This window comes from Pseudomonas sp. 8 R 14 (genome assembly GCF_900005955.1).
Taxonomy (GTDB): domain Bacteria; phylum Pseudomonadota; class Gammaproteobacteria; order Pseudomonadales; family Pseudomonadaceae; genus Aquipseudomonas; species Aquipseudomonas marginalis.
In genome coordinates this window covers 72,193-98,801 of the sequence record NZ_CVTH01000086.1, presented here as the reverse complement: position 1 = coordinate 98,801, position 26,609 = coordinate 72,193, and the positions used below count along the sequence as shown (strand labels likewise).

Here is a 26,609-nt window from a genome sequence, read left to right as displayed (position 1 = left end):
GCGGTGCGACGATTCGACTTGCCTCCGGCCCTTACGACAGGTCACTTTGGCAGCGGGCGCTGTTGGTTATTTTTGCATTCGGCGCGCTCCACGCCCACGCCGCCCCCCTGCTGGAACGGGCCCAATCCCGTGGCACCCTCAACGTCTGCACCAGCGACGAATTCCCCCCCTTCAAGACCTTCGATGCCCAAGGCAAGCCCGGCGGGTTGATCCTGGACCTGATCGTCGACCTGCAACGCCAGTTGTCTGCCAAGGTCGGCCAGCCGCTCAAGCTGCAACTTGTGCAAGTCAATCCGCTCAACCGCTTGCTGTTTCTCGAACAGGGCCGTTGTGAAGTGCTGGTCACGTCCCTGCTCGACACCCCCGCACGGCGGCGCGAAGTGGATTTCGCCAGCCCCGGTTTCTACAGCTCGGCCGCCACGGTGTTTGCGCCGAAAAGCACCGCCGTGCCGGACTGGCAAAGCCTGCGCGGCAAGACCCTGTGTGCGCCCGCCACCAGTGTGTGGGTGCGCCCCTTTGAAACGCGCTACGGCGTGCAGTTCGCCTCGTTCAACGGCACGGCCGAAGTGCGCAAGGCGGTGGCCGACAGCCGTTGCCTGGGGGCGATGGGTGACGATGCGTTGTACAGCGCCCTGGCGCGCCAGCCGGAATGGGCCGATTACGAGGTCAAGCTGCCGGGCCAGGATCCGGCGCCGTGGGGCATTGCTTTGCGCAAGGGCCAGCCGGCGTTGTTGGCAGCGGTGTCGAGTATTGTCGAAGGCTGGCATGCCCAGGGCGTGATCATCGGCCTGGAACAGCGCTACGGCCTGGCGCCGAATGCCTGGGTAGCGCAGCAGCATGCGCGGGCCAGCCATGAGTGAGGCCAACCTGCGCCTGTGGCTGGAACAGCATGGCCTGTCGCTGAGCATCCTGTGGGACCCGATGGACCGCCAGCGCTTCCTGCTCGGCCTGGGCCTGACACTGTTGCTGTCGGTGGCGAGTATTGCCCTGTCCCTGGTGATCGGCGTGTGGGGCGCTGCCGGCCTGGGTTCGCGCCGCTTGCCGTGGCGCCAGTTGAGCGCGGCGTACGTCGCGTTGTTTCGCAACACGCCGCTGTTGGTGCAGCTGTTTTTTTTCTACTTCGGCGTCGGCGCCTGGCTGCCGCTGGTGGACGACGGCAGCGTGCGGCTGCTCAACGGCACGCAATGGGCGATCATCGTGATTGCCCTGCACAACGGTGCGTTCCAGGCGCAGAACCTGCGCGCCGGGATCGATGCCGTGCCCCGCGCCACCCTCGACGCGGCCGCCGCCCTCGGCATGCAGGGCGCCACGGTACTGCGCCATATCGTGCTGCCGCTGGCGCTGCGCAACAGCCTGCCGGCCATGGGCAATACGGTGGTGCAAACCATCAAGTCGACCTCGATTGCCTACGCGATTGCGGTGCCGGAATTGCTCTATGCGAGCAATCGGATCTGGTCGGACAACTTCAACGTCGCCGAGATGATGCAGGTGCTGTTGCTGGTCTGGTTGCTGCTGATCGGCGCCAGCAGTTGGCTGCTGCGCCGCCTGGAACATCACCTGCGCCTGCCTGGCCAGGAGTTGCCCGATGCTGCCTGAACCGTCCTGGCCCGCGCTGTTGTGGCAGTGGGCGCCGGCGCTGCTGCAAGGCTTCGGCCTGAATATCCTCATGGGCGTCACCGCGATGCTGGTAGCCACGCTGGCCGGTGTCGTGCTCGGCAGCCTGCAGGTCAGCGCCCGGCCGCGCCTGCGTCGTGGTGCCGGGCATCTGAGCCGCCTGCTGCGCAACCTGCCGTGGCTGGTGGTGATGTTCTACGTGGCCTACCTGTTGCCCTATGAAGTGCATTGGGCCGGGCGCTGGTGGCAATTGCCGGATTGGCTCAAGGTCGCGCTGGGCCTGGCCCTGCCCGCTGTCGGCTATGTCTCGGAGATCGTGCGCGGCGCCGTACGCGCGGTGCCGCTGGGGCAATGGGAAGCCGCCCGGGCCCTGGGCATGCATCACGGCCAGGCGCTGCGCCACGTGATCATCCCGCAGACCCTGCCCAGCCTGGTGGCGCCGTGGATGAACCTGTATTGCGCGGTGACCATGTCCACCTCCCTGGCCAATCTGCTGGGGGTGGAAGAGCTGATGACCACCGTGCAATCGCACCTGTCCACCCAACTGCGCAACGACCTGCTGCTGCCCGCCTACGGCTTGGTGTTCATCGCCTTCTTTGTCTACATCTACCCCCTCTCCTGCCTGGCCAAACGGCTGGAGCGCACATGAGCACTGACCCCATGCATGACGATACCCTGCTGACCCGGTTGGGACGCGACCCCGCCAGCCACGAAGGCAGCGTCAACACCCCGGTGTATCGCAGCTCGACCTTTATCTGGCCCGACACCGGTACCCTCGAAAACCACCTGCAACAGGCCGCCGACCCGCACTATCGCGGGCATATCTACGGCCGTAACGGCAACCCCACCACCGCCGCGTTCGAAGACGCCGTGGCGCAGCTGGAAGGCGGCTTTCGCGGGCTGATCATGCCCAGCGGCCTGGCGGCGATTGTCGGCGCGGTGCTGGCCGTGGCGCGGGCCGGCGACCATATCCTGGTGACCGACAATTGCTATTGGCATGCGCGCCAGGTGTTCGACCAGATCCTGCCGCGCTATGGCATTGAGGCCACGTACTTCGCGCCGATGCTCGGTGCCGACATCGCCGGCTTGCTGCGCCCGAATACGCGCCTGGTGTACGCCGAAGCACCCGGTTCCAGCACCTTCGAGGTCCAGGACATTCCCGCCCTGGCCCGCGTCGCCCATGCCCACGGCGCACTGCTGATGCTCGACAACACCTGGGCCACGCCGCTGTTCTTCAAGGCGTTCGCCCACGGCGTGGACATCTCGATTCATGCCGCCACCAAGTACCTGGTGGGCCATAGCGACGCCATGCTCGGCGTGATCGTCACCACTGAAACCCTGTATTCGACGGTGCGCGAGACCGTCCGCCAACTGGGCTATATCGCCAGCGCCGACGACGCCTACCTGGGCCTGCGTGGCCTGCGCACCCTGGGTGTACGCCTGCGCCAGCACCAGCGCTCGGCGCTCACCGTCGCGCAGTGGCTGCAACAGCGTCCCGAAGTGGCCCAGGTGCTGCACCCGGCGCTGCCGGGGGCCATCGGGCACGACTTGTTCAAGCGCGATTTCCTCGGCTCCACCGGGCTGTTCGGCGTGGTCCTCAAGCCGCATTTCGAGCCCCAAACCAACGCCTTCCTGGAAAGCCTGCAGTTGTTCGCCATGGGCGCCAGCTGGGGCGGTTTCGAGAGTCTGATTCGCCAACAGCAGCGCCACCCTTCAGCACTGATTGAACCAGGCGTGTTGCTGCGCCTGCACGTAGGCCTTGAAGCCGTCGAGGACCTGCTCGCCGACCTGCAACAAGGCCTCGAACGCCTGAGCACCACCCCCCATTCCCCAAGGAGTCTGCCATGAGCCAAGCACTGCCCACCCACTACAGCATTTGCCCGCTGCTGGTTGCGTCCAATATTGCCGTTGAACTCGGTTGGCTGGACGAGGAATACCAACGCGTCGGCGCCGACGCGATCTACCTGCGCTCACTGCCCGACAACCTCGGTTGGCTGCCGCACTTCACCCATGGCGAAGCCCGCTTGATTCGCGACGGCGGCGCGGTGCCGGCCTTGTGGGCGCGCGCCGACCAGGCCGATACGTTGCTGGTGGCCAGCACCGCCACCCAACGCGCCGGGCAGATCCTTGTGCGTGCCGAGGGGCGTATCCGCCAGGTCGCCGACCTGTTCGGCAAGCGCATCGGCGTACCGGTGAGCCGCAACAAGGCGCGGGTCGATGTGCTCAAGGCGCTGGCCGAACATGGCCTGTTCAATGCCCTGCAACTGGCCGGGCTGGAGCCGTCGCAAGTGCGCCTGATCGAGCTGGAGGATGAAGGTGATCCGCAGACCTTGCTGCCGGCGGTGCGGCCTTCGGCGTTCTGGTCGCAACTGCATGGGCTGCATGGCCAACCCGGGCATGAGGTGCAGGCCCTGGCCGAAGGCCGTGTGGACGCGCTGCATGTCGCCGCCGGGCATGTGCCGGCACTGCTCGCCAGCGGTGAATTCACGGTAATCGAAGACCTGGAACGCTACCCGGACTGGACCCTGAAAAACCACAACGGCCCCTACGCCACCACCGTCAACCGCGCCTTTGCCGAAGAGCATCCCCAGGTGTTGGTGGCGTTCCTGCGCGCCGCGATCCGCGCCGGGCGCTGGATCAACCAGCACCGCGATGCCGCCGCCGAGCTGTTCACCCGCGTGACCTTCCTGCCGGACGCCGGGTTTATCCGCCGCGCCATTGCCGAGCTGGATTTTGTGCCGAACCTGGCGCCGCAGAACCTGGCGGCCCTGGAACTGAAGAAGGACTTCCTGGTGCAACGCGGCTTCCTGCAGAACGACTTCAGCGTGCACGAGTGGGCCCAGCCCGAGTTTCTCGCCCAAGCCCACACCGGGCTTTAACGCCACACCCTTGCCAAGGACAGACAATGATTGCTCAGTACCGCAAGACCCTGCTGGCCAGCCTGTTGGTCGCCGATTCAAGTTGGGCGGCGCAGGCCGCCGATTCCACCGAACCCCGACTGAGCAAAGTCGAGGTGGTCGGTGCCCGCGTGACTGAAGCCAGCGCCGCCATTGGCGAAGACAAGATCAGCAATACCCTGAGCATCTCGCACCAGGCGTTGCTGTCGGCGCCGGCCGGCACTTCGGGGCTGAAAATGCTCGAGGCGCTGCCCGGTTTCAACGTGCAGGTCAACGATGCGCTGGGCCTGTATGAGTTCGGCAACTCGGTGTTCGTGCGTGCCTTCAACCTGCAGCAGATCGGCTTTTCCATCGACGGTGTGCCCCTGGGACGTACCGATCAGTTCGGCGGCAGCCCGATCTATCGCTACGTCGACAATGAAAACACCGAGCGGGTCACCGCCTCCACCGGCGCGGGCGACGTGTCGCAATCGGGCTATGCGTCCCTGGGCCCGTATGTGGATTACCAGACCAGCAACCCCACCCTCGAGCCGGGCGCCAGCCTGTCCTACACCCTCGGCAGCGACAGCCTGCGGCGCAGTTTCGTCAAGCTGCAAAGCGGCGAGTACCAGGGCCTGTCGGCGTATTTCAGCCGCTCGAAAATCGACGGCGACCTATGGCGCGGCCCCGGCACCATCGACCGTGAACACCTGGAAGCCAAGGTGCGCTATCGCTTCGGTGAACGTGACGAGGTGTGGCTGCGCGCCGTGCACAACGCGTTCTACGACTACGACTCGCCCTACGTGAGCAGCGCCCAGTACGACGGCAGCGCCAATGACCCGTTCGGTCGCTCGGGCCGTTACTTCGCCTACCTCGGCAGCCTGCCCGACTTACCCGAGAGCGTGCCCGGCGTGCGCTACAGCAACACCAACTACAACCAGTTCTACAAACAGGCGGTGAACCAGCGCCGCGACACCTTGTACAGCCTGGGCGGCCAGTTCGAGATCCGCCCGGACCTGCTCAACTACACCACCCTCTACTACGAGGCCAAGAAAGGCTTTGGCGTGTCCCCGGAGGCCTACGCCACCTCCCTGGCGCTGCACAATGCCGAAAACACGGTGGATGGCCTGTTTGCCCCACGGGGCGTGCAATACGGTTTGTCGTCCCTCAGCGGCCACCGCTTCGGCGGGCGCACCGGGCTGCAATGGGACATCGGCCAGCACCAGATCGACACCGGGGTGTGGGCCGAGACCGATGTGTTCAACCGCCAGCAGGCGCGCTACAACCTCACCGACGGCAGCCCGGCCGGCGAGCCGCTGTTCAATGAGCCGGTGCACCTGCAAGGGGATTTCAGCTCTACGCGCAATTCGTTGCAGTACCACCTCAAGGACACCTGGACCCTGCTCGACGACCGCCTGCGCCTGCAGTTCGGCTTCAAGAGCCTGCACCTCAAGTACCGCATCGAGGGCTATCGCAACGCCGGCGACTACATCAACGACCGCCAGCCGCGCCTGGCCACCCAGTGGAACGACGCCTTCCTGCCCCAGGCCGGGCTGGTCTACAACCTCACCGATGACACCCAGGTATTTGCTTCCTATTCGGAAAACATGGCCCTGCCCCGTGGCGCCGACGACATCTTCCGCGCGGCCAGCCCCAGCGCGCCGCCACCGGAGGCGGAGCGGGCGAAGAACTACGAGGTGGGCTATCGCATCAACCGCCCGACCTTCAACGCGGCCTGGGCGCTGTACCGCACCGACTTCGATAACCGCCTGCAAGCCTTCGCCTCAGCCGTGCCCGGCAGCAGCCAGGTGGAAACGTACTACCAGAACGTCGGCAAGGTGCAGGCCTACGGCACCGAGCTGAGCGGGCAATGGAAACCCCCGGTCCTGGCCGACAAGGTGGTGCTCAACGGCAACCTGACCTACAACACCTCCACGTTCCGGAACGACGCCGGCGGCCTTTCGATCAAAGGCAACGAGGTGCCCGACAGCCCGCGCTGGCTGGCCCAGGCCGGGGTTACCTATGAGCTGGCGCCATGGGCACTGCTGAACTTTTCGGCACGCTATATCGGCGAGCGCTACAGCAACTTCACCAACAGTGAATCGGTGCCCGGCTACACCCTGTACAACGCCTATCTGGATCTGGGGGGCGAGCGCCTGCACTACGGCCCACTGAAGAATGTGAAGGTGCGCTTCAATGTCGACAACCTGTTCGACAAGGATTACCTCGGCTACATCCTCACCAGCACCAGCGGCCCCGCCGTGTTCCGCCCGGGTTCGCCGCGCACCTTCCAAAGCACCTTGAGCATGGAGTTCTGAACATGAACAAGCGCCTGCTGCTGCTCGCCTTGCTGCCACTGTTGGCCCACGCCGACACCGCCGTCAGCCCCGCCACCCTGGCCCTGCACCAACGCCTGCTGGTACTGGACAGCCACCTGGACACGCCGCTGACCCTGACCCGCCCCGGCTGGAACATCCTCGAGCGCCACGACTACCGCCAGGACGGCAGCCAGGTCGACCTGCCGCGCATGCGCGAAGGCGGCCTGGATGGGGGTTTCTTCGCCGTCTACACCCCCCAGGGCCCACGCACCGAGGAAGGCCGCGCCTACGCCAGCGCCTATGGCCTGGCCACCCTCACCCGCATCCGCGATGTGATCGACCGCAACCCCGACAGCTTCGCCCTGGCCCTGACCGCCGCCGACGCCCGGCGTATTGCGGCCCAAGGCAAGCGCGTGGTGTTTATCAGCATGGAAAACGCCGATCCACTCAGCTCCGATCCCGAGTTGCTCAACACCTACTACCGCCAAGGCCTGCGCATGCTCGGCCTGGTGCATTTCATGAACAACGACCTGGCCGACTCGGCCACCGCGCTGCCGGAATGGAAAGGCCTGAGCCCCAAGGGCCGCGACCTGGTGCAACGGGCCAACCGCCTGGGCATCCTGCTCGACGTGTCCCACGCCAGCGACGCGGTGTTCGACCAGATGCTGGCGTTGTCCAGCGCCCCGCTCATCGCCTCCCACTCCAGCAGCCGCGCGGTCAACCCGCACCCGCGCAACCTCGACGACAACCGCGTGCGCCAACTGGCGGCCAAGGGCGGGGTGATCCAGGTCAACGCCTACAGCGACTACCTGATCCCCCTCACGCCCAACCCGGATCGCAACAAAGCCATGGCCGCGCTCGGCGCACGCTTCCACAACCTCGCCGCCCTCAGCCCGGAACAGGTCAAGGCGCTCTATCAGGAACGCGACACCCTCAACCAACGCTTCGCCCAACCCAAAGCCAGCCTCGACGTGTTCATGAAGCACCTGTTGCACCTGCTGGAAGTGGCCGGCCCGGACCACGTCGGTATCGGCGCCGACTGGGACGGCGGCGGTGGCGTAAGCGGGCTGGACGATGTGAGCCAGTTGCCGGTGATTACCCAGCGGTTGCTGGATGCCGGGTATAGCGAGCACCAGGTGGCGAATATCTGGAGTGGGAATTTGTTGCGGGTGTTGCAGGCGGCGCAGGATCAGAAGCGACCATAGTTCAACGCGCGGGTATCCAACCTCTTGGAAAAAGCCGCCTTCGTCCTACGACTTGAGAGCAACGTGTGATAACGGTAGATTCGCCTCGCTTACAGAGTCGAAACACACCCTATTTTTCAAGGATGAAGGCGTTCTATGGATCACCAGAAGTTGCTGCTTGAGGTCAGAGAGGAATTTGTCTGGCTGGTGAGAAGTGTCGAGTCCAGCGCCGCAATGAGCCTGTTCGACATCCATCGGATCGCAGAGAAAATAGTGCTTCCGCTGTTCCAGACCATCATGGGCTGGCCTGACCTGCGTAATCTGAATGAAGAGGAAGAGGGCTTCCCGGCCATTGATCTGGGGGACGACGTCGAACACATCGGTATCCAGGTCACCGGTACCACCGACCTTGAAAAGGTAAAGGGCACGCTGGAGACGTTCCTGAAACACGATCTGGACGACACCTACAAACGGGTCATCGTCTATGTTTTGACCGACAAGCAGCGCAGCTACAAACAGGCCTCCATTGATAAAGTGACGGGCAGCCGATTGACCTTCAACGGCAAGAAGGATGTGCTCGACTACAAGGACCTGCTCAAGAAAGTCGCCAAGCTTGAGCCCGCCAAAGTCCGGGCCGTGTTGGAACTGCTCAAAAGCTATCGGCTGTCCGAAGACCCCGCACAGCGGCCGACATGGCTGATCAGAACGGAAACTTCACTGGCAGAAAGTGCCCCGTTTACACCTCGCTGGCTGTTTTTTGCGGAACGCAAGATTCCGCTGCTGGGGCGTAGTGCTGACTTAGATGCGCTGGGTGTCTTTATGGCGGACCCAGCGCTATTCAGGTGGTGGACGCTATGTGGTCCCGCCGGTATTGGCAAGACGCGCCTGGCCCATGAGTTGGAGCTCAAATATCGGGACGTCTGGTATTGCGGATTTACCGACGCAAAGAATCTCCCGAAGGTTGAGCAACTGCAACAGTTGCAACGCCCCACCCTGTTGATTTTCGACTATGCGGCGCGAGACGCTAAGGCTCTCAAGTCACTATTGAACAATTGCTGCGCTCTGAGCGAAAGCCGGACGACGAAACTGCGTGTTTTGCTGCTGGAGCGCGAGGCCAACGGTAGTGCTGACTGGTGGAACGAGCTGGTCGGTGGTGAAAGTCTCAACGCGACTTTAATCAGAAACCATTGTTATCGAGCGCCGCTTGAATTAAATGCGCTGAACACACATACCACTGCGCTGTTACGCACATGGTTGCAGGCAGGCGCACCGGAGGTAGTGGAATCCCTGCCGCCACCCTCCTCGCCATTCTGGTCACAAGTCAAGCAGGTCAGCGAGGGCCGACCTTTGCTGATTGCACTGATTGCAGGGGCTTTCAGCCGAGCGCCCCATGAAACTCAAGTCCCCGCCCTGCGGGAGCTGCTGCTACCGGTACTGGACCGCGAGGCGCGTCATTGGGAAACCAAGTGCGCCGATCAACAACAATTTCCAGGACTGGTCCAACTAATCGCACTGGCAACACTGACTCGCGGACTGGACATTCTTCAAGAGAATCATCAAATAGTGGTTCAGCTCGATGGGGAAGAAAAAAAGTACCTCCTTATCAAGGACGACTCATCCCAGAAGTTTCGCTTGCCGACCGTTGGAGAACTGAGGTCCGACGAGCAGCTATTCGAACAGTTGAACAGCCAACAACTACAGCTGTGGAAAGATTTGGCTACCCTGATTTCCAGCGACCAATTGGCGCCTACGATCAAACGGGCCTTGGAAGAATGCCCTCCCAGAGGCGTCCTGCAACCGGACCTTATCGGTGAATTCTTTATCGATGAACTGTGGCGCACTCAAATGCCTTTCGCCCAGGCCTCCAGGCGACCCAGCGGGTTGCCGGTGCTGACCGATCCTTCACTTGAAGCCATCCTGACATCGGCGTGGTCCATCAACCCTCACAACCTGCTTCAAACCCTTGATGCGTTGAAAAAAACCACCACTAATATCCCTGGTTATTTGCGTTTGTTATCGATGCTTACCTCGGTCGCCTGCAAGTCTCCAGCCCCAAACAAATCGGCACCGTACATGCTGGCGCGCTTGCTTTACAACGCAATGATCAAGCTCGGCACTGAAAAATCTGCGCCTCAACATACCCAGCAGGCATACGCGTTGCTAGCGACGTTGGCACAACGTTTTCCGACGGATCAGGAGGTGGGTTACAGACTGCACAAAGCGCATACACATTTGATCACTGACCCGTCATCCAAAGAGATCAATGATGAGCTAGCGCGGTCAGTCAACGTTGAGGCCGCGCAGTTCCTCAACGAATTCAAACAGTACCCAAATGACAGATTTGAGCTGTTCTGGGTCGACACCATCGACATCGTCACACGAGGGGCAATGGAGGAGCGTGATCCGGATAGGTTGGCTGAGGTGCTGGAGTCTACCCGGCTTGTTCAGGAGCATTTTGGTATGTCTCCCGACGTCAATGCCTTATTGGCAATGCTCTACTTAAAAATCGCGAATGACCTGTCAACGGCTGATGAAGACAACCGTGCGATCAAGTGTGAAATCATACCGCTCGCCGTGCGTTTTCTGCCTGCCCTCACCGCGCAGATCAAGAAAGGCATTGATCTTCCTGGGTTGAATCAGGCCGATCACGTGCGCATGACGCGGGCGATGGTGGATATCATGTTTGCCTTCACCAAACTCGCCATGCCACTGCCGGTATTGGAGCTAAAGCCGGTTTTAGAGCGTTCCCTGGCTAAAGTCATTGCCCCTGGCCCTGCCCTCACCATGAGCAGGGAAATGACTTTCTATGTTCAAGCGGCGTATCTGTCGCAAAAAAAAGTACCTGCCGCCATAGCGCTTGCATCCGTACTCAGGGCCGACGTCAACGCACCGTATTCAATTGAAGCTCTGCAATCGAGCCTGGTGGTGTGGGGCCAAGCATTGGAACTGTGTGTGGAAAACGGGGACCCGACTAGTTTTCTCGTCATCTGTGACAAGCTGTTTTCGATCTACCCGCTGCTCAGCGATGCTGGAAATATCATCGAGTACTTTACGCGTGCCCTGCTGTCACTGCGTGAAGGCATGCATGGGCTGTCTGTCGCAGAAGCATGCCTGGCCCGGTTTTCCGAACATTTAACGGCACGGACCACGGGAGCAAGCCGGTGCGCTTGCCTTTTTAAGGCTACCTATCTTGCAGCCGTTGGCATAGGGCTCAAGGACTCACAACAGCTCCTGGACAACCTTGAACAACTGTTCCTACTCATCAGACACCGCCTTGAATTCCCGGAACTGAATGAATGTTTGAATACCGCCTTGGTCCGTTACTGGTTCTCCAAAGGCTGCCCAATTCAAATGGAGGTGTTTGATAACTGTGAGCTCATTGTGGGTGCCGACGACACCCTTCTGATACGCGTCACTGACACAGAACACGTTGTCGTGAATGAAACAACGCTCTCGCTAGTCGAACAGGCAGAGGAATAACTGGGCTCCCCGTTTTCACCGCTACTGCCACCCGCCCCCCATCACCTTATACAAACTCACCCGATTACTCTGCTCCGCCAGGCGCAGGGTGATCAGGTCCTGTTGGGCGCTGTACAGCGAGCGTTGGGAATCCAGGGCTTCGAGGTAGCTTTGCGAGCCGGCGCGGTAGAGCGCGTCGGACAGGTCGTAGCTCTTCTGGCTCGCCTCGGTCAGCGCTTGCTGGGCGGTGAGGCGCTGGTCCAGGGTGCTGCGCACGGCCAGGGCGTCGGCGACTTCCTTGAATGCGGTTTGCAGGGTTTGCTGGTAGGTCTGCACCTGGATCTCTTTCTCGACCTTGGCCGCATCCAGGGTCGCGCGGTTGCTGCCGGCATCGAAGATCGGCAGGCTGATGCTCGGGGCGAAGGTCCACGCGCCGCTGCCGGCCTTGAACAGGCTGGACAATGACGCACTGGCGGAGCCCGCGTTCGCGGTGAGGCTGATGCTGGGGAAAAACGCCGCGCGGGCCGCGCCAATGTCGATGTTCGCGGACTTGAGGCTGTGCTCCGCCGCCAGTACGTCGGGGCGCCGCTGCAACAGGCTCGACGGCAGCTCGGCCGGCACTTGCACCAACGCCGCTGCCGATCGCAGGTGGGCGTCGGGCAGCAAGGCGTCGGGGATGTCGCTGCCGACCAGCAGGCGCAGGGCGTTGCGGTCCTGGAGGATCTGGCTCTGATACTCGGCCACATCGACCCGCGCCGATTCGACGGTGGTTTGCGCCTGGGCCACGGCCAACGCCGTGGAGCCACCCAGGGTGTGGCTGCGCTGGGTCAGTTCGTAGGTGGATTGCTGGCTGGCCAGGGTCTCTTCGGCCAGTTGCAGGTGCTCGTTGTCGGCGGCCAGGGTCAGCCAGGCGGTGGCCACTTCGGCCACCAGGCTGATTTGCGTGCTGCGCCGGGTTTCGGTCAGCGCCAGGTAGTCTTCCAGCGCTTCGTCCTGCAGGTTCTGCACGCGGCCGAACACGTCGACCTCATAGCTGCTCAGGCCCAATTGCGCGCTGTAGTCGTGGCTGGTCACGGCCGTGCCGCTGCTGGACAGCGAGCCCGGCGTGCGGCTGTGGGTACCGTTGACGCTGGCGTCGAGGGTCGGGAACGCCGCTGCGCGCTGGATGCGGTATTGCGCCTGGGCCTTCTCGATATTCAGGCTGGCCAGGCGCAGGTCGCGGTTATTGGCCAGGGCCAGGGTTTGCAGGTGTACCAGGCGGCGGTCGGTAAAGAACTGCTGCCACTGGATGTCGGCCGGCACCTCACCCTGCACATCCGCTTGCCATTCGCCAGGCACCGGTGCCTCGGGTTGCTGGTAGTGTGGCGCCAGGTTGATGCAGCCACTCAAGACCACTGCGGCCACTAACGGGAAGAGAAAGCGGGTCATGCGTCACCTTTTTCGACAATGGGCGTCGTGCCGGCTCGGCCAAAGCGGCGGCGAATCAACACAAAAAACAGCGGTACAAAGAAGATCCCCAGCACCGTGGCGCTGAACATGCCGCCCAGCACACCGGTGCCGATGGCCCGGCGCCCGGCGGAACCTGCGCCACTGCTCACGGCCAGGGGCAGCACGCCGAACATGAAGGCCAGGGACGTCATCAGGATCGGCCGCAGACGCTGGCGCACGGCGATCAGCGTCGCCTCGCGCAGGCTGTTGCCTTGCTCCTGCAGGTGCTTGGCAAACTCGACGATCAGGATCGCGTTCTTCGCTGCCAGCCCTACGGTGGTCAGCAGGCCGACCTGGAAGTACACGTCATTGCTCAATCCCGTAAAGCGTGTGGCCCACACCGCGCCGACGATACCCAGGGGCACTACCAGGATCACCGAGAACGGCACCGACCAGCTCTCGTACAGCGCGGCCAGGCACAGGAACACAAACAGGATGGACACCGCATACAGCAACGGCGCCTGGGACCCGGAAAGACGCAACTGGTACGACTGGCCGGTCCACTCGTAGCCGATGCCATCGGGCAGTTGCCGGGCAATCGCCTCCACCGCGTCCATCGCCGCGCCGGAGCTCACACCGGGCGCCGGGTCGCCGACCACTTCCAGCGAGGATGTACCGTTGTAGCGCTCCAGCAACGGCGAGCCATAGCTCCAGGCACTGCTGGCAAATGACGAAAACGGCACCATTTCATCGTTGCTGTTGCGCACGAACCAGTGGTCCAGATCGGCCGCTTGCATCCGCGTGCTGGCTTCACCCTGCACGTAGACCTTCTTCACGCGGCCCTGGTTGAGGAAGTCATTCACATAGGTGCCGCCCAGCGCCGTGGACAAGGTGCTGTTGATGTCGCTGGTGCTCAGGCTCAGGGCCCCGGCCTTGCGGTCATCGATGCTGATTTTGAGTTGCGGTGCATCGTCCAGGCCATTGCTGCGCACGCCCAGCAGGCGCGGGTCTTGCCTGGCCAGCGCGATGAACTGCTCGCGCGCCGCCACCAATGCGTCGTGGCCAAGACCGGCGAGGTCCTTGAGCTGCAAATCAAACCCCGAGCTCTGGCCCAGGCCACGCACGGCGGGCGGTTGCATCACGAATACATCGGCATCGCCAATGCTTGCCAGGGCCAAGGTGGCACGTTGGGCAATCGTGGCGGCATCGTCCGAGCGCTCACTCCAGTCCTTCAAGCGAATAAACGCCCGTGCGGTGTTCTGGCTGTTGCCGCCCATGCCCAGGCCGCTGATGCTGATCATCGCCTCGACTTCCGGCTGCTTGAGCATGTACGCCTCGAACTGCTGCAACACCGCCTGGGTGCGGCTGTCGGTAGCGCCCACCGGCAGCTGGATTTGCGCCATGAGAATGCCCTGGTCCTCATCCGGCAAAAACGAAGTAGGCAAGCTGGCATAACCCGCCGCCATGGCTGCGGCGATCAGCACATACACCACCAGGCTGCGCCATGAGCGTTGCAGGACAGCGCCGACCAACGCTTCATAGGCGCTGGAACAGCGTTCGAAGGAACGGTTGAACCAACCGAAGAAGCCCCGTTGAACCGCGTGCCCCGGCTTGAGCAGCGTGGCGCACAGTGCCGGCGTGAGGGTCATCGCCACCACCACCGACAGCACCATGGCCGAGACGATGGTCACCGAAAACTGCCGATAGATGATCCCGGTGGAACCGCCAAAAAACGCCATGGGAATAAACACCGCGCTCAGCACCAGGGCGATGCCGACCAGTGCACTGGTGATTTCATTCATCGATTGACGCGTGGCCGCCAGGGCCGACAAGCCCTGCTCGGCCATCACCCGTTCGACGTTTTCCACCACCACAATCGCATCGTCGACCAGCAAGCCAATGGCCAAAACCATGGCAAACATGGTCAGGGTATTGATCGAGTAACCGAACAACGCCAACACGCCAAACGTGCCCAGCAACACCACCGGCACAGTGATCGCCGGGATCAGCGTGGCCCGCAGGTTTTGCAGGAACAGGAACATGATCAGCACCACCAGCACGATGGCCTCGCCCAGGGACTTGACCACTTCCTCGATGGACAGGCTCACAAAGGGCGTGGTGTCGTAGGCGATCACGTTCTTCAATTGCATTTCGGTGGGGTAAAACGGCGCCAGTTCCTTGAGCTTGGCCTTGACTGCCTCGCCCACCTCCAGCGCATTGGCGCCCGCCGCCAGTTGCACCCCCATGGCGGCAGCCGGCTTGCCGTTGAGGGCCGAGTTGATGTCATAGCTCTCGCTGCCCAACTCCACGGTCGCCACGTCGCCGAGCAGCACGACCGCGCCGTCGCTGCCAGACTTGACCACCACATTGCGGAACTCCTCGGCCGTCTGCAGTTTGCTGCGCGCGCTGATGGTGGCATTGAGTTGCTGGCCCTTAACCGCCGGCAATGCGCCGAGTTGGCCGGCTGAGACCTCGGTGTTCTGCGCCTCCAGCGCAGTGCTCACATCCGACGGCATCAACGCGTATTTTTCCAGCAGCGCCGGGTCCAGCCAGATGCGCATGGCGTAGCCCGAACCGAGGGTCTGCACGTCGCCCACGCCGTCGATACGGCTGATGGAGTCGAGCAAGGTGCTGGAGATGTAGTCACCGATCTGGGTGCCGGTGACGCTGGGATTATCCGAGGCCAGGGCGGCAATCATCAGGAAGTCCGAGCCGCCCTTGGTCACGGTCAGGCCTTCGCTCTGCACCGACTGCGGCAAGCGCGACTCGGCCTGTTGCAGCTTGTTCTGCACCTGCATCTGCGCCACATCGGGGTCGGTGCCGGCGCCAAAGGTCAGGCTGATACTGGCGCTGCCCGCCGAACTGCTGGAGGCCGACATATAGGTCAGGTTGTCCAGGCCTTTCATCTGTTGCTCGATGACCTGGGTCACCGAGTCTTCGACGGTCTTGGCCGACGCGCCGGTGTAGGTGGCGGAAATACGCACGGTGGGCGGCGCGATGTCCGGGTACTGCTCCAGCGGCAACTGGCTGATGGATAACGCACCGCCGAGCATGATCACGATGGCGATGACCCAGGCGAAAATCGGTCGATCGATAAAGAAACGCGCCATGTTCAACCCTCCTGCGCCAGGGCGCCGGCATCGGCGGCCTGGGTCTGGACCACGGCGCCGATGCGGACTTTCTGGCCACCTTCGACGATCACCTGGTCACCGGCCTGCAAACCCGCCGTCACCCACCACTGGTTACCCACGGCGCGGTCAACGCTGAGCACGCGTTGCTCGACCTTGCCGTCAACCACCAGCAACACCGAGGTCACGCCGCTGGCGCTGCGGCTTACGGCTTTTTGCGGGATCAGGATCGCCTGGTCATCCCGGGCCTGCTCCAACACGCCACGCACGTACATGCCGGGCAGCAGCACATGCTCGGGGTTGTCGAACACCGCACGCAAGGTCACGGTGCCGGTGCCCTGGTTGACGCTGACCCCGCTGAACTTGAGGCGGCCGTCGTGGTTGTAAGTGCTGCCGTCATCCAGTTTGAGGCTGATGCGGGCCTCGCCGTCGCCGTTGGCCTGCAACACGCCACGGGCCAGGTCGCGCTTAAGGGCGAGCAATTCAGTGGTGGACTGGGTCACATCCACATAGATCGGGTCGAGTTGCTGCACGGTAGTGAGTGCGGTGTCCTGGTTGGCCACCACCAGTGCGCCGGGGGTGACCGTGGACGTCTCGATACGCCCGGCCACCGGCGAGCTGATGCGGGTGTAGGCCAGGTTGATGCGGGCAGTGTCGAGGTCGGCCTGGGCCACCTGGACGTCAGCGGCGGCGGTCAGCAGGGTGGCCTGGGAATCTTCGTTGGTTTGCTGGCTGATGGCGTCGATCTTCACCAACCGGGCGTTACGCGCGGCGGTGGTCTGTGCCGACTTCAAGGTGGCGCGCGCCTTGGCCAGGCTCGCCTGGGCCTCAGCCAATGCCGCCTTGTAGGGTGCCGCATCCAGTTGGTACAGCGCCTGCCCGGCCTTGACCTCGGCGCCTTCGACAAACAGGCGCTGCTGCACGATACCGCCGACCTGCGGGCGAATCTCGGCGACCATAAACGCCTGGGTGCGCCCGGCCAGCTCAGTGGTCATGACCTGGCGCTTGGGCTGCACAGTGATCACCGAGACCACGGGGGTGGCGACTGCCGGCGCAGGGTCGCCGGCCGAGCAGCCGCCAAGCAGCACCAGAATGACGAACGACAGGAGAACCGCGGCGGTTACCAGGTATTTGGCGAAAAGTTTGGTCGACATAGTTGCCTCTGCAAGACGGGGTGGTGCAAGCCTTACCGTCATGCTGCTCGGCAAATGTGCAGGAAAATTGAAGATTGCCCGCCTGGGTTGAATCTTTCCTCCATGGAGCCCTAAATGGGCGGGTCCACTCTTTTACGGCCCTTGTTCATGAAGTTGAGTATCTCCACCAAACTGTTTGTCGCCGTATCGGCCGGTGTGCTGCTGGTCATCCTCAGCATGGGCCTGGCCACCGGCTGGAGTTTTGGCCGCGGGTTTCTTGGCTATATCAATGAACAGGCGCTGGAGCGCATGGCCACGGTGGTGCCGCGCCTGGCCAGTGCTTATGCGCGCGAAGGCAATTGGGCGTTCATGCGCAACCGCCCGGATCGCTGGTTCGACATCATGCGCCCAGACCCCGACGAAGAACGGGTCACCCATGACCTGCGTACACCGCTGGCCTCGGACTTGACGGGTGCGCTGTTTCGCATCGCCCTGCTCGACAAGGACCGCAAGCGCGTCACCGGCTACACCGCGATTGGTGAGGATGCGCTGGTGAGCCCCATTGTGGTCGCGGGCGAAACCGTGGGCTGGCTGGCCGTGACCCCGTTCCAGAGCGTGACCGAGGCCGGTGGCGAACGCTTCCAGCAATACCAGCTGCGCACCAGCCTGGTGATGGGCGTGTTCTCGTTGCTGCTGGCGATGCTGATTGCCTGGTGGATCGCCCGCACGCTGCTGGAGCCGGTCAAGCGCGTGGCCGCCGCCACCCACCGCCTGGCCAGCGGCGACTACAGCAGCCGCGTGGCCGTGGCCTCCCACGACGAAGTCGGCCAACTGGCCCGCGACTTCAACCAGTTGGCCTATACCCTGGAGCGCAACGAAAAAATGCGCCGGGAGTTCATGGCTGATGTCTCCCACGAACTGCGCACACCGCTGTCGGTGCTGCGGGGCGAGCTGGAGGCGATCGAGGACGGTGTGCGCAGCCTGGATCAAAGCTCAATGAAGTCGCTGCAAGGCGAAGTCAGCATGCTCAGCAAGCTGGTGGATGACCTGTATGAACTGTCGCTGGCGGACGTGGGCGCCCTGACCTACCGCAAGGCCCCATGCCTGCTGAACGACGTGCTCGAAAACAGCCTGGCGATCTACCGGGAGCGTTTCACCGCCCGCCAGTTGCAGCTCGACCTGAAGCTGCCGCGCGAGCCCGTGGAGCTGCTGGCGGATGCCAGTCGGCTGCAGCAATTGTTTTCCAACCTGCTGGAAAATTCGCTGCGCTACACCGACGTCAATGGCAGGTTGCGCATCAGTGTGGGGGGCGACCGCGACACGGTGCGTATCGACTTTCTCGACTCCGGGCCGGGCGTGTCCGCAAGCCAGTTGCCACGCTTGTTCGAGCGGTTCTACCGTGGCGAGTCATCGCGCAACCGCGAGCATGGCGGCGCCGGCCTGGGCCTGGCAATCTGCCGCAGCATCGCCAACGCCCACGATGGCAGCCTGGTTGCCGACCACTCGCCCTACGGCGGCCTGTGGCTGACCCTGCGCCTGCCCCGGAGCCTGTGAACCATGCACGATGAACCGCCGATCCTGATCGTCGAAGACGAACCCAAGCTCGCCGTCCTGATGCGCGACTTCCTGGAGGCCGCCGGCTATACCACCCGGTGCCTGGACAATGGCCTGCACGTGGTGCCCGCCGTGCGCGCCCACGAGCCCAGGTTGATCCTGCTCGACCTGATGCTGCCCGGCCGTGACGGCATGCAGCTGTGCCAGGACCTGCGTGGTTTCAGCGCGGTGCCGATCATCATGATCACCGCCCGTGTCGAAGAAGTGGACCGCCTGCTCGGCCTGGAAGTGGGCGCCGACGACTACATCTGCAAACCCTTCAGCCCCCGTGAAGTGGTGGCCCGGGTCAAGGCCATCCTGCGCCGCAGCCCGCAGCTGCTCGGCACCGGCGCGCCGCGCCTGCTGATCGACGAAGCCCGCTACCAGGCCTCGCTGGACGGCATCGCGCTGGACCTCACGCCCCTGGAACTGCGCCTGCTCAACACCTTCGCCCGCGCCGCCGGCCGCGTGTTTTCCCGCGACCAGTTGCTGGATCACCTCTACTCCGACCACCGCGTGGTCACCGACCGCACGGTGGACAGCCATATCCGCAACCTGCGGCGCAAGCTGGAACAGGTATGCCCGGGGGAAACGCCGATTGAGTCGTTGTATGGGGTGGGGTATCGGTTTCAGTTGGCTGAAAAGCAGCCACAGGCCTGACAACACCCCTTCCCACATTGGGTTCTTCGGTGCTTGGAAGATTGAGGTTACATCGGCGTGCTGCTGATAACCCGCAGCGCCAACCCCTCGTACGCATCCAGGGTAATGGTGAACTCGCCCTCCGCCGTCAGGTCGCCCTCCACCCGTTCGTTGATGATGTCCACCACCATCCCCGCCGCGATATCCGGCAGGTTCAGGGTTTCGGTGATCGGCGTGGCGCCGAAGTTCAGCGCGGTGATTTGCGTGCCTCTGCCGGCCGGCAATTCGTGGACCATGATCAACAGGCCGGGGTTCTGCACGTCGGGCACCAGTATCTGGCGGCTGGCGGCGATGTCGTAGGCGCGGCGCACGGCGAGGATCTTTTGCAGTTGCGAGGCGAACGAGTCCGGGTCCTGCAACTGGCTGTTGAGGCTGCCGTAGAGGCTTTTCGAGCGCGGCATCTGGCCGGCCGACAATTCTGCGTCCGGGTTCAGGTCGACCAGGTCGTACGCGCCCCGATGAATCCAGCGGGTATCGCCATCCTGCATCAAGTGCGCGACTTCCTCGGCGGCCAACGGCAGCGCGCCTACCAGGTCCCAGCCGGACAAGGCGAACACCCCGGGCTGCATGGCGTTGTACATCACCAGCAGTAAATGGATCTGGCGAATCTGTTGAATGTCGGCAGCACTGATCGCCTCCAGGTCGCGAATGCCCAGCGCGGCCGTGATGATGCTGGCGGTGGTGCAGGACACGCCATTGGTCACGAACTTGAGGTTATACGGCGCATGCTCGCCGGCCAGGCGTTCGTACATCTGCTCGCGGATGTGCTCGCGCAGGATATTGCCGGGGAATGTCTGCCCCTGGTAAAGGAAGGTGTCGTGGGCATGCAGGGTCCAGAAGTGCACCAGCTCCAGGGTCAGCTCATCGTGGTTCTGTAAGGCATGGATCAGCGAGCCGGGGTCGATGCCCTGGCGGTGCATTTCGCGCAGCATCAGGCGCAGGAATTCGGCATCGCCCATCAACAGCGCGTGCTGGTACGCCGGCCGGGTGATGAAGTCATAGGACAGGTCGGCGCCGCCATGGGACATCGACGCAATGTCATCCACCGTGAGGTTCAACTCCTGGAAGCTGAAACCACCGGCCTTGCGAATCGCCCCGCCCAGCAGTTGGTTGCCGGTGATCGACAGCGGATGGCTCTCGGACCAGGCCGTGCCATCGAGGGTGCGTTCCACGCCGAGGAAACCATTGGCGTCCAGGCGCAGGATCTTCGCGCCCATCACGTCGATGGCGTGCAAGGCGTCGCCGATGATCATCTGCTGCGCGGCGAAGGTCGGGTCGAGCCAGTTCAGCGACGGCTGGCCTTCCTTGAAGTAATGCAGGTACACCCAGCGACGCGGCTTGCCATCCACGCCGATGACCACCGGCGTGGTGCTCCAGTCGGTTTCCTTGACGCCGGGCTCGAAGAAGATCACCCGCTGTAACTGGCCGACGATATAGTGCTTGTCGCGCAGGGCGTCCACCTGGGCCGGGCTGAGGTTCTGCGCATCACGACCCTCGGTCACGTCGGGCAGCAGCGGCCAGTCTTCCTCGCGGATCTCCACCATATGGTAAAGGCCGGGGTAATCCTCGTAGGCCATCTCCGCCAGGCGAAAGTCCGCGCCCTTGCCGGTGTGGGACGGAATCACGTCGTCGATGATCACCGCATTGTGCGCCGCCGCCATGCGCGTCAACGCCTGCAACTGCGCCTCGGTGCCCAACTGCGGGTCGATCTCGAAGCTGATGCGGTCGAAATTGCCGTCGATGGTCGGCGTGTGCCGGGTGCCGGTCAGGCCACCGGATTTCTTCAGCGGGCCGTTATGGATGCCCTGGATGCCGATCTTCGACAGCGCATGCCATAGCATCTCATCCCCCAACGCCTCCAGCACCGTACCGCCCTCGCGCGTCACAATCGACGCCGGGTAGGCGGTAAACCACACCGACGACAAGGCCGAGGCATCACGGGGCCGGGTCTGCGCATACGGCTGTTGCCACAACCGGCCCTGGCCCGAATAGAGCTTCGCGCGCTGGCGTGCCGCGTGCAGCATCGATTGTTCCACCAGCCAGTTCACATGGTTGTTTTCAGCCGCGGTCATAAGCTTGGTACCTGTCGTGGTTAAACATTACTCGTGAACATATGAGGGCTCGGTGGGCCATTCGTTGCATTGCAATGTGGCGTGCCTGAACGGGTGTAGATACCGTCTTGTCCAACACCGCACAAATCCGTAGCTGTCGAGCCTTGGCGAGGCTGCGTCGGCCGCGGCTCGAGCTTGAGTCGGCAGCGCGCCTGACGCAGCCTCGCTTGCGCTCGGCAGCTGCTACGGGGGTGGGGCCGTGAGGTGGATTGGTTTTCGTAGCAACTGCCGAGCCCCGGCGAGGCTGCGTCGGCCGCGGCTCGGACTTGAGTCGACAGCGCGCCTGACGCAGCCTCGTTTGCGCTCGGCAACTGCTACGGGGGTGAGGCCGTGAGGTGGATTGGTTTTCGTAGCAACTGCCGAGCCCCGGCGAGGCTGCGTCGGCCGCGGCTCGGACTTGAATCGGCAGCGCGCCTGACGCAGCCTCGCTTGCGCTCGGCAGCTGCTACGGGGGTGGGGCCGTGAGGTGGATTGGTTTTCGTAGCAGCTGTCGAGCCCCGGCGAGGCTGCGTCGGCCGCGGCTCGAGCTTGAGTCGGCAGCGCGCCTGACGCAGCCTCGCCAAGGCTCGACAGCAAGGGAATCGAGTCGGGCTCTCAGCAGGTTTCCCGATACTGCCTCGGCGTAAACCCCGTCGATGCCTTGAACTGTCGGGTGAACGCGCTGTGGTCGGTATAGCCGCACTGCAGCGCGACCTCGGTAATCGGCATGTCGCTGTGCAGCAACCGATGGGCGTGTTCCAAGCGTACTTTCTGGATCATCTGCCGGGGTGTCAGGTGGAACACGCGCTTGCAGTAGCGCTCCAGTTGCGCCACGGAAATCCCGGCGATGCGCGTCAGTTCGCCGAGGGTGACACGGCGGTTGAAGTGCGTGCGGATATGCTCGTCCACAGCGGCCAGGCGTTGGTAGGCCGGGTGGGTCTGGCTGGCCGATTGCAGGTCGACCGAGATCCCGGCCAGGCCGATGATGCGGCCTTCGTGGTTGTACAGCGGCCATTTGTGGGTGAGGCACCAGCCGGGTTCGCGGCTGCCGTACAGGTGCAGTTCAAGTTGGTCTTCCAGCACAAAACCTTGCTGCAGCACGCGCCGGTCCTGCTCGGTGTAGCCCGGTCCCAATGGTGCGGGAAAGACGTCGGCGCTGGTCTTGCCCAGCAATGGTTGCAGCTGCTTGAGGCCGCAGCGCTGCACCAGGGTGCGGTTGGCGAGGACGTAACGGGCCTCCAGGTCCTTGATGAAGATGGCGGCATTGGGGATCACGTCGAGCATTGGCAGCAGCTGCGCCACACCGGCCAGTAGCTGCTCGATGCTGTGGGGAGGGCTGGCCCCTTGGCAAAGGCTCGCAAACGCGCGTTGAAGCATGAGTGTCTCTCCCCGGCTGTCACCTTGATGGCAAGCAGATTGCCCCATGCCTGGGGTGCTGTCGAGCAGGGCGAACTGTGCTGATTTCGTCATCGATGTCGGCAAAAAACATCAATCGCCGCCCAGCCTGCGCGTTCACGATAGGGCCACTGCATGCCTATCCCTACACTCACAAGAAGGCAGCCCACAGCTCTTATTGATGGAGCACGTTATGAAGCGACTGCATGTGATCGACTCCCACACCGGCGGCGAACCCACGCGCCTGGTCATGACCGGCTTCCCCGCGCTCAAGGGCGCGAGCATCGCCGACCAGTTGGAAAACCTGCGCACGGAGCACGACCCATGGCGCCGCGCCTGCTTGCTGGAACCCCGTGGCAATGACGTACTGGTGGGGGCGCTGTACTGCGCGCCCGTCACCCCGGGCGCCACCTGCGGGGTGATCTTCTTCAACAACGCCGGTTACCTGGGCATGTGCGGCCACGGCACCATCGGCCTGGTGGCGTCCCTGCAGCACTTGGGGCTTATCCAGCCGGGCGTGCACACCCTCGACACCCCGGTGGGGACGGTGGCCGCGACCTTGCACGACGACGGTGCCGTGACCCTGCGCAACGTGCCTGCCTATCGCTATCGCCAGCAGGTGACGGTGGATGTACCGGGCCATGGCGCAGTCCAGGGCGATATTGCCTGGGGCGGCAACTGGTTCTTCCTGGTCTGCGAGCATGGCATGGCGTTGGAGATGAGCAACGTCGATGCTCTCACCGACTACACCTGGGCGATGCTCAAGGCCCTCGAGGCCCAGGGCATCCACGGCGCAGACGGCGCCCTGATCGACCATATCGAACTGTTCGCCGACGACGCCCACGCCGACAGCCGCAACTTCGTCATGTGCCCTGGCAAAGCCTACGACCGCTCGCCCTGCGGCACCGGCACCAGCGCCAAGCTGGCGTGCCTGGCCGCCGATGGGAAACTCGCCCCCGGTGATACCTGGGTACAAGCCAGCATCACCGGCAGCCGCTTCGAAGGCCGATATGAATGGGACGGCACACGTGTCATCCCCTTCGTCACCGGCCGCGCCTACATGACCGCCGACAGCACCTTGCTGATCGACGAGCAAGACCCGTTTGCCTGGGGCATCTGAGCCCAACCCCTTTGATTGAACGCTGCAAGGAGCCAGGACAATGAGCGACAACATCTTCACCGGTTGCGTCCCCGCGCTGATGACCCCATGCACCGCCGCGCGCAAGCCGGACTTCGACGCGCTGGTCGCCAAGGGCCGCGAGTTGATCGATATCGGCATGAGCGCCGTGGTGTATTGCGGGTCCATGGGCGACTGGCCGTTACTCACCGAAGCCGAGCGCCAGGAAGGCGTGGCGCGCCTGGTGGCGGCCGGCGTGCCGACCATTGTCGGTACCGGCGCGGTGAACAGCCGCGAGGCGGTGGCCCACGCCGCCCACGCGGCCAAGGTCGGCGCCCAGGGCTTGATGGTGATTCCGCGCGTGCTGTCCCGAGGTGCGTCCGCCACGGCGCAAAAGGCGCATTTCTCGGCAATCCTCGAGGCCGCGCCCAACCTGCCGGCGGTGATCTACAACAGCCCTTACTACGGCTTTGCCACCCGCGCGGAGTTGTTCTTCGAACTGCGTCGCGAACACCCGAACCTGATCGGCTTCAAGGAGTTCGGTGGCGCTGCCGACCTGCGCTATGCCGCCGAGCACATCACCTCCCAGGACGACAGCGTGACCCTGATGGTCGGCGTCGATACCCAGGTGGTGCACGGTTTCGTCAACTGCAACGCCACAGGCGCAATCACCGGCGTCGGCAATGCCTTGCCCCGCGAAGTGCTGCACCTGGTGGCCCTGAGCAAGCAAGCCGCCAAGGGCGATGCCAAGGCCCGGCGCCTGGCGCGGGAACTGGAAGCGGCGCTGGCGGTGCTGTCTTCCTTCGATGAAGGCTGTGACCTGGTGCTGTATTACAAGCACCTGATGGTGCTTAACGGCGACACGGGCTACGCCCTGCACTTCAACGAAACCGATGTGCTCAGCGATGCCCAGCGGCGTTACGCCGAAACCCAGTACGCGCTGTTTCGCCAGTGGTATGCCAACTGGTCGAGAGAGGCGTAGCGGATGCACGACCCTGACCCTGCGGATATCGCCGTAATCGGAGCCGGCATCATTGGCGTTGCCTGCGCCCTGCAGCTGGCGCGCCAGGGGCGGAAAGTGCGGGTGATCGACCAGCAGGCGCCCGGCATGGGCGCCTCCTACGGCAACGCCGGGCACCTGGCGACCGAACAAGTGTTCCCGATCGCCGACCTGTCGATCCTCAAGCGCTTGCCCGCCATGCTCATGGACCCCATGGGCCCGCTGCGCCTGGACTGGAAATACCTGCCACGCGCCCTGCCCTGGTTCATCCGCCTGCTGCTGAACCTGCGCCCGGCGAGTTACCAGGGCACGGTGACGGGTCTGCGCGCGCTCAATGAAGCGAGCCTTGGCGCCTGGCAACGGTTGCTGGCCAGTATTCAGCGCCCGGAGCTGTTGCGCGAAGATGGCTCGCTGCTGGTGTTCGAACGTTCAGACTCCCGCGCGGCCATCGATGGCTTGCAACGGCGCGTGCAGGCGCAAAACGTGCCGGTGGATTTCTGGTCGGCGGATGCCATTCGAGGGATTGCCCCGCAATTGGGCGCCCAGATCCAGGGCGGCCTGTTTTTCCCGCGAACAGGGCACTTCCTCGACCCTTACCGATTGGTCTGCGAATTGGTGGAGGCGGCCAAGGCCAGTGGCGTGCAGTTCCTCCAACACCAGGTGCTGGATGCGCGGGTTGAAGGCGATGGCGTCACCGTGAGCACCGATCAAGGCACCTTTGCCGCCCGCCAGGTGCTGATCGCCTGTGGCGCCCACTCGGCCAGACTCACCGCCGCCCTGACCGGCAAAAAAGTCCCGCTGGATACCGAACGCGGCTATCACCTGATGCTGCCCCATGAACATCAGCGCCTGCCGTTTGCCGTCACGTCCCTGGAGCGCAAGTTCATCATGACACCCATGACAGGCGGCCTGCGCCTGGCCGGCACCGTGGAATTCGCCGGCCTCGACCGCCCGCCGAACATGGCGCGGGCGTGGCAGTTGCATCGGTTGAGCCAGGGGTTGTTTCGTGAGGATTTGAGTGCAGAGGACGCGACCCCGTGGATGGGCTTCAGACCGTCGCTGCCGGATTCGCTGCCGATTATTGATCGGGTGTGTGACGGGAAGGTGCTGCTTGCGTTCGGGCATCAGCATCTGGGGCTGACCCAGGCGGCGGTGACGGCGGAGATGGTGGGGCAATTGGCGTCGGGGGCGCCTGCGTTTTCGGGGTTGCCGGCGCTAGGGCCGTATCGACTGGGGCGGTTTTGAGGTTCTTGTGGTGAGGGAGGCCCCACCCCGTCTTCGGCGCCGCGCTGTCGCGCAGCAAACTGGGACCTCTGTGGCGAGCGGGCTTGTCGAATCGTCGCACCGCCCGCGTTGGGGTACGAAGCGCCCCTGATGAAGACAAATGTGGTGTAGCAGACACTCCTCTGCGCCTGGTTTTGGGGCTGCTGCGCAGCCCAACGCGGGACAAGCCCGCTCACCACAATAAGCTTGCGCAGGCTCACCCGATAACCCATTCGAGATTGCACCTCCACGCCCCACGTGATCGAGGACTACTCCTAACCTGTGGCGAGCGGGCTTGCCCCGCGTTGGGCT

General features: G+C 63.5%; 18 protein-coding genes. 13 read left to right on the top strand and 5 right to left on the bottom strand.

The window, feature by feature from the left end; genetic code table 11:
• Positions 1–62 precede the first annotated feature (62 nt).
• The 8 genes from BFQ01_RS25485 (at position 63) to BFQ01_RS25450 (ending at position 11,472) form a co-directional block, all read left to right on the top strand.
• Positions 63–860: a transporter substrate-binding domain-containing protein gene (locus BFQ01_RS25485; RefSeq protein WP_065927400.1), complete on the top strand. Its 798-nt coding sequence runs from the start codon at positions 63–65 to the stop codon at positions 858–860.
• The gene (locus tag BFQ01_RS25480; protein WP_065927399.1) at positions 853–1,596 is read left to right on the top strand and encodes an amino acid ABC transporter permease; all 744 of its coding nucleotides are present in this window, start codon (positions 853–855) and stop codon (positions 1,594–1,596) included. The genes BFQ01_RS25485 and BFQ01_RS25480 overlap by 8 nt, the downstream gene beginning before the upstream one ends.
• Complete coding sequence (locus BFQ01_RS25475; protein WP_065927398.1) at positions 1,586–2,263, top strand: amino acid ABC transporter permease; 678 nt, start codon at positions 1,586–1,588, stop codon at positions 2,261–2,263. Before BFQ01_RS25480 ends, BFQ01_RS25475 begins: the two co-directional genes overlap by 11 nt.
• The gene (metC, locus tag BFQ01_RS25470; RefSeq protein WP_141691309.1) at positions 2,260–3,462 is read left to right on the top strand and encodes a cystathionine beta-lyase; all 1,203 of its coding nucleotides are present in this window, start codon (positions 2,260–2,262) and stop codon (positions 3,460–3,462) included. Before BFQ01_RS25475 ends, metC begins: the two co-directional genes overlap by 4 nt.
• On the top strand, positions 3,459–4,493 hold the full coding sequence (locus BFQ01_RS25465; RefSeq protein WP_065927397.1) for an ABC transporter substrate-binding protein: 1,035 nt from the start codon (positions 3,459–3,461) through the stop codon (positions 4,491–4,493). The genes metC and BFQ01_RS25465 overlap by 4 nt, the downstream gene beginning before the upstream one ends.
• 26 nt (positions 4,494–4,519) lie before the next feature.
• On the top strand, positions 4,520–6,808 hold the full coding sequence (locus tag BFQ01_RS25460; protein ID WP_065927396.1) for a TonB-dependent receptor: 2,289 nt from the start codon (positions 4,520–4,522) through the stop codon (positions 6,806–6,808).
• A gap of 2 nt (positions 6,809–6,810) precedes the next feature.
• Entirely contained in the window at positions 6,811–8,013 is a 1,203-nt protein-coding gene (locus BFQ01_RS25455) for a dipeptidase (protein WP_065927395.1), read from the top strand.
• Positions 8,014–8,148: 135 nt separating this feature from the next.
• Positions 8,149–11,472 carry an SMEK domain-containing protein gene (locus BFQ01_RS25450; protein WP_065927394.1) on the top strand — a complete coding sequence of 1,108 codons (3,324 nt, stop codon included), beginning with the start codon at positions 8,149–8,151 and terminating at the stop codon, positions 11,470–11,472.
• Between the two features lie 21 nt (positions 11,473–11,493).
• On the opposite strand, the gene BFQ01_RS25445 is transcribed toward BFQ01_RS25450, so the two are convergent.
• Genes BFQ01_RS25445 through BFQ01_RS25435 form a run of 3 tightly spaced genes read right to left on the bottom strand, consistent with a single transcriptional unit; the run spans position 11,494 to position 17,161 of the window.
• Positions 11,494–12,879, bottom strand: a complete 1,386-nt coding sequence (locus tag BFQ01_RS25445) for an efflux transporter outer membrane subunit (RefSeq protein WP_065927393.1) — start codon at positions 12,877–12,879, stop codon at positions 11,494–11,496.
• A complete protein-coding gene (locus BFQ01_RS25440; protein WP_065927392.1) occupies positions 12,876–15,989 on the bottom strand; it encodes an efflux RND transporter permease subunit in 3,114 nt (1,037 codons plus the stop codon). The genes BFQ01_RS25445 and BFQ01_RS25440 overlap by 4 nt, the downstream gene beginning before the upstream one ends.
• A gap of 2 nt (positions 15,990–15,991) precedes the next feature.
• The gene (locus BFQ01_RS25435; RefSeq protein ID WP_065927391.1) at positions 15,992–17,161 is read right to left on the bottom strand and encodes an efflux RND transporter periplasmic adaptor subunit; all 1,170 of its coding nucleotides are present in this window, start codon (positions 17,159–17,161) and stop codon (positions 15,992–15,994) included.
• Between the two features lie 114 nt (positions 17,162–17,275).
• Here BFQ01_RS25435 and BFQ01_RS25430 point away from each other — a divergent pair, with 114 nt between their 5' ends.
• A complete protein-coding gene (locus BFQ01_RS25430; protein ID WP_065927390.1) occupies positions 17,276–18,694 on the top strand; it encodes an ATP-binding protein in 1,419 nt (472 codons plus the stop codon).
• Between the two features lie 3 nt (positions 18,695–18,697).
• Positions 18,698–19,393 carry a response regulator gene (locus BFQ01_RS25425; RefSeq protein ID WP_065927389.1) on the top strand — a complete coding sequence of 232 codons (696 nt, stop codon included), beginning with the start codon at positions 18,698–18,700 and terminating at the stop codon, positions 19,391–19,393.
• Between the two features lie 47 nt (positions 19,394–19,440).
• On the opposite strand, the gene treS is transcribed toward BFQ01_RS25425, so the two are convergent.
• Together treS and BFQ01_RS25415 are read right to left on the bottom strand one after the other, a co-directional pair.
• Positions 19,441–21,504, bottom strand: coding sequence for a maltose alpha-D-glucosyltransferase (gene treS, locus BFQ01_RS25420; protein WP_065927388.1), 2,064 nt, complete (start codon positions 21,502–21,504; stop codon positions 19,441–19,443).
• Positions 21,505–22,137: 633 nt separating this feature from the next.
• Positions 22,138–22,899, bottom strand: a complete 762-nt coding sequence (locus BFQ01_RS25415; protein WP_027606712.1) for an AraC family transcriptional regulator — start codon at positions 22,897–22,899, stop codon at positions 22,138–22,140.
• A 211-nt stretch (positions 22,900–23,110) separates the two neighbouring features.
• Here BFQ01_RS25415 and BFQ01_RS25410 point away from each other — a divergent pair, with 211 nt between their 5' ends.
• From BFQ01_RS25410 to BFQ01_RS25400, 3 genes are read left to right on the top strand one after another with little or no spacing between them, the layout of a single operon-like run.
• Positions 23,111–24,037 (top strand): 4-hydroxyproline epimerase, encoded by a 927-nt coding sequence (locus BFQ01_RS25410; protein WP_065927387.1) that lies wholly within the window; start codon positions 23,111–23,113, stop codon positions 24,035–24,037.
• 40 nt (positions 24,038–24,077) lie between these two features.
• Complete coding sequence (locus BFQ01_RS25405) at positions 24,078–25,016, top strand: dihydrodipicolinate synthase family protein (RefSeq protein WP_065927386.1); 939 nt, start codon at positions 24,078–24,080, stop codon at positions 25,014–25,016.
• A 3-nt stretch (positions 25,017–25,019) separates the two neighbouring features.
• Positions 25,020–26,279, top strand: coding sequence for an FAD-dependent oxidoreductase (locus tag BFQ01_RS25400; RefSeq protein WP_065927385.1), 1,260 nt, complete (start codon positions 25,020–25,022; stop codon positions 26,277–26,279).
• The last annotated feature ends 330 nt before the right edge of the window (positions 26,280–26,609 follow it).

Coding starts and splice junctions, on each gene's coding strand:
- BFQ01_RS25450 (WP_065927394.1), top strand. CDS start 8,149: ATGGATCACCAGAAGTTGCTGCTTGAGGTCAGAGAGGAATTTGTCTGG.
- BFQ01_RS25465 (WP_065927397.1), top strand. CDS start 3,459: ATGAGCCAAGCACTGCCCACCCACTACAGCATTTGCCCGCTGCTGGTT.
- BFQ01_RS25400 (WP_065927385.1), top strand. CDS start 25,020: ATGCACGACCCTGACCCTGCGGATATCGCCGTAATCGGAGCCGGCATC.
- BFQ01_RS25445 (WP_065927393.1), bottom strand. CDS start 12,879: ATGACCCGCTTTCTCTTCCCGTTAGTGGCCGCAGTGGTCTTGAGTGGC.
- BFQ01_RS25475 (WP_065927398.1), top strand. CDS start 1,586: ATGCTGCCTGAACCGTCCTGGCCCGCGCTGTTGTGGCAGTGGGCGCCG.
- BFQ01_RS25410 (WP_065927387.1), top strand. CDS start 23,111: ATGAAGCGACTGCATGTGATCGACTCCCACACCGGCGGCGAACCCACG.
- BFQ01_RS25405 (WP_065927386.1), top strand. CDS start 24,078: ATGAGCGACAACATCTTCACCGGTTGCGTCCCCGCGCTGATGACCCCA.
- BFQ01_RS25460 (WP_065927396.1), top strand. CDS start 4,520: ATGATTGCTCAGTACCGCAAGACCCTGCTGGCCAGCCTGTTGGTCGCC.
- BFQ01_RS25415 (WP_027606712.1), bottom strand. CDS start 22,899: ATGCTTCAACGCGCGTTTGCGAGCCTTTGCCAAGGGGCCAGCCCTCCC.
- treS (WP_065927388.1), bottom strand. CDS start 21,504: ATGACCGCGGCTGAAAACAACCATGTGAACTGGCTGGTGGAACAATCG.
- BFQ01_RS25455 (WP_065927395.1), top strand. CDS start 6,811: ATGAACAAGCGCCTGCTGCTGCTCGCCTTGCTGCCACTGTTGGCCCAC.
- BFQ01_RS25430 (WP_065927390.1), top strand. CDS start 17,276: ATGGGCGGGTCCACTCTTTTACGGCCCTTGTTCATGAAGTTGAGTATC.
- BFQ01_RS25480 (WP_065927399.1), top strand. CDS start 853: ATGAGTGAGGCCAACCTGCGCCTGTGGCTGGAACAGCATGGCCTGTCG.
- BFQ01_RS25440 (WP_065927392.1), bottom strand. CDS start 15,989: ATGGCGCGTTTCTTTATCGATCGACCGATTTTCGCCTGGGTCATCGCC.
- metC (WP_141691309.1), top strand. CDS start 2,260: ATGAGCACTGACCCCATGCATGACGATACCCTGCTGACCCGGTTGGGA.
- BFQ01_RS25425 (WP_065927389.1), top strand. CDS start 18,698: ATGCACGATGAACCGCCGATCCTGATCGTCGAAGACGAACCCAAGCTC.
- BFQ01_RS25435 (WP_065927391.1), bottom strand. CDS start 17,161: ATGTCGACCAAACTTTTCGCCAAATACCTGGTAACCGCCGCGGTTCTC.